Source organism: Streptomyces sp. NPDC033229 (assembly GCF_055576875.1).
Map to the genome: position 1 here is coordinate 1 of NZ_JBVIQR010000147.1, position 3691 is coordinate 3691.

Sequence of the window (3691 nt, forward strand, 5' to 3'; positions counted from 1 at the left end):
GCCACATCCAGCACCGTCCTGCCCGGAGCGTGCACCGCACGGGGCTTCCGCCAGGGCGCCAGTGCCGTCGATATCGCCTGATCCAGACCGGACTTACGGACCGTCTCCACCAGCAGCACGGCCCCGGCCTGCGAGACCACCCCGCGACCACCGCCCTCAGCGCGGACACGTGGGTACGACCCGATACGCTTCTTCACCTGGAAAGTGCCTCCGACAGGGGCGGGAACAAGGGCCTAGACAATCCTCATTCTCGCTGGTCAGAGGCACTTTCCGCTGACCTGATCACCAGCTGGACAGCCCGCTTCGTGAAAGCGCGAGGCTAAAGCCAATACCGCTGTTTTATGGGCTTTTCTGGCGTGTGCTGGTGGGTTTGGTGGGTGGGACGAGTGTGATGTTTGTGGTTGGTGGCGGGGGTGGGTTGTGGTGGTGGGGGTGTTTGAGGTGCCAGTTGGGCATCTTGCGTTTGATGACGCGGGGGTTGGTGCGTGACCGTCGGGGTGGCAGGAGTCGTTCCAGCAGTTCACGGCCGGTGTGTGTGCCTGCTTCGGTCGTGAGGGGGGAAGTGCCGCTTGGCCGGTGACGTGCCGGCGGGCGGTGTTCAGGGTACGGGTGAAGGAGGTCCGGTCGGGGTCGGGCCCGGCCTGGCGGGCCGTGTGGTGCATGGCATCCCTCAGCGCGTGGTGGACCAGGAGGAGTCCGTAGGTCTCCTGCTCGATGCCGCCGGGATGGCGTGAGCGCAGAACGAGGTGGTGTCCGCCCTGGTGGGTTTTGATCTCATCGAGGGTGTTCTCGGTCTCCCACCGCTGGTGATAAAGGGCAGCAAGCTCAGCGGCGGGGCCTGGTCCGGGTCACGGATGGTGGTGATGAGCCGGTAGACCGTGTCATCGCCTCCGCTGAGGGTGTACTCGATCACCCGGACCGGGGCCGGGTCACGCCCGGCGGACACGGTCCTCGGTGGCGACGATCTCCGACAGGTAAGAACCGTCCCCGCAGTACTGCAGGACGGGCGGCACAATGTTCTTACGGACCCGCCACAGCAGGTAGGCGCCTGTGCCGGTGGCGGCTTGCCACCGCTCGAAGCCGGTGATACCCCGGTCGGCGAGCGCCAGCGTGCCCGGCTCGAGCCGGTGAAACAGCCCGGGGGATGAGGTGCTGTTCGTGGACCGAGAGCGGTCCGGTCGCCGCGGCGAACACCGCGTGCGTGCCGCACTCGGCCAAGGCAGCCACCCTCACCTGCGGATACGCGCTTCGCTGCTGCCCGCGGCCTGAGCCGGGCCGGCCGAAGAAGCCCGCGTTCGCGTCACTGTCCGGGATATCGAAGACGGTGCCGTCCACCGCGACCCGCCGCCACTGCCGGTACCAGGCACCGGCCGTGTCCCGGCCGGCCACCGGCCGGCAGACACGACCGAACAGCACCTTCAACGGCTCCGGCCCCAGCCGGACGCGGGCCCGGCCGATCGCCCCGGTCGTCGGCACCCGCCACGACTTCTCCCACCGCCGGGCCCGCTCCAGCCCCTGCGTCAGCAACCGGGCGACTTCCTCATAACCTGCCCGGAGAACAGGCACATCGCCAGCGCGAAATACACCACCACACGAGCAGGCAGCAGCCGCGACCGCTGTTCCACCCTCCCGCACTCAGTGACCACCTCGTCCACCAACTCCGGCGGGAACACCCGCGTCAGCACCCCCAGAGCAATCCGGTCCGACAGACGCTCACCCGACGACTTCACCTGACCAGGCCTCGGCACACACACCCAACGACCCACACCCCACAAACTCACCGGTATTGGATCTAAACCAAACTTGACAGCGGGTAGCCTAGATTCGGACTTACCCCGATTTATCTGGTGTATGGCAACGCTGCTGCGGAATAAACCCGATTCGTATAGAAGCCGGAGAGGATCGAGAGCGCTGGCCTGGTACATCGAGCTGGGCGGAATGCCGGGATGATGGATGACGCTGTATAGCCTCCCGGAGGCGTCTGTCGTTCACCTCATCCCTCAGGGCGTTCTTGCCGGACCGGCTAGTGAAGGAGAATAGTACCGCAGTGAAAACTGAGGTGATGGCAGAGATAAGGGCAAGTAATTTCATGTATTTCACTGAGCCTTCTCACTTTCACAGGATGAGCCCCAAAAAACCAGGGGCTTGGTACGCCAGCGTTCGCGACGGCCACAAGAGCCCCCGGCCGGGAATCGCCAACGCATGGGGTTAGTGCTGGATTCCGCTTTGGCGGGGGTTGGCTTGCCCGGCATGCCCCGGCGGACCGGGCCCTGCGGGCGAGGATCGTGGTGCTGAGCTGGACGGTCTGGATGTTTCAGCTATGTGGCCCAGCCGAGCTGCCACCAGGAGACCGTCCGCAAGTGGCTGCACGGTTCCCCGCCCCGCAGACCCGGATACAGTTGTCCAGCGAGCTATGGGTAGCCGATGAAACTAGTCGGCAGAGTGGGCTCTGGACCTGATGGCTGCCGCTGCGCGCGACGTGGGGGCCAAGGCGGGGCGTTCGCAAGCTCGCCGGATTGTGCTGGCCGAGGGCGTGCGCTGGCGCCGCACGCGGTCCTGGAACCCGACCCGGACTGCGTACCCATACTCAGCCGCCCGACGGCGCGGCGGTGATCCGCGCCGAACTGGGGCCGGTGATCCTGCGAGCCTTCCCGTCTGTTCTCGGCTGATCGCCCGGGCACCCCATCATGGTCGAGCTCGACTACGGCCGCAGCCTGAAGACGGATTGGGGCAACGGCTCGTGTGTTCGCGATGGCTAGGAGATCACTCACCACGACCGCTTCCTCCCGTAGTGGCACCCTCCACAGCAGTCTCTGTGGAAGGCTGAGGACGCCGCGACGGTCGAAGCGAGGATCATCACCGACAAAGCTCCCATGCCGGAGCTTCCTTCTTGCGGTCCCAACGGCATCGCCTAGGCCACCGCCATGGCTGCCACCCAGCACCCGCCCGTGTCAAACCATGGATCTAGAGCCGTTCCACTCGCACACTCCGACACCGCCTGAACACCGCCCTTTGAGGAATCCGGCACTAGCGGGAAAGCACAACGATGCCCCATGGAGCACAAGGGTATACGTAGCATCATTTGGCTTCCGAGGCCGAAGAGACTAACAACGACTTTCCAGAAAATTCATAACCGTAACGCGACGCCACGGCTAATTACACTTGATCGCCTGATGGCCAGACTCACCAGTACATCCTGTGATGGCGCGGCAAACATCACCCATTCGCACGTCGTTCGGCAAGGTCAACACCCGACTTTTCCGGATCGCATGGCTATCATCAGTGGCCTATTGCTCGGAGAATCCATCCCAAGCCACTGCTCACCAACCCATTGAGCTTGTTCAGCGGTGAGTCTTGAGAGTGAGGATGGCTTTGCCGATTGACGTCATCCGGCTCGGTTTGCAGCAGGCTTTGCGGAGGATCCGCCAGGTCTTCACCGCCGCGATGGTTCTCTCGACGGGCCATCGCATGCGGGAGTGTGCGCTCGGTTGACGCACTTCTGTTTGACCGTGAGGTCCTTACCCGGGCGTCGTCGGTGGGGAACGGCGACGGCGTCGCCGGCGCCCTGGTAGCCGCGGTCGGCCAGGACCGGGATTCAGGGCTTTGGCGTAGTCGTGTGACGTCCGGTTCGTGATCATCTGAGGTCGAGGAGTGCGAGGGGGCGGCGTGGGTCGCGGGCATTGTGGTGGAG

General features: G+C 64.7%; 2 pseudogenes. Both read right to left on the bottom strand.

Annotated features, from left to right (window positions below):
- Positions 1 to 197 (bottom strand): annotated as a pseudogene (locus ACZ53N_RS36770) (IS1380 family transposase); the annotation flags it as partial.
- Between the two features lie 357 nt (positions 198 to 554).
- A pseudogene (locus ACZ53N_RS36775) lies at positions 555 to 1754 on the bottom strand (IS4 family transposase); the annotation flags it as partial.
- Between the last annotated feature and the right edge of the window lie 1937 nt (positions 1755 to 3691).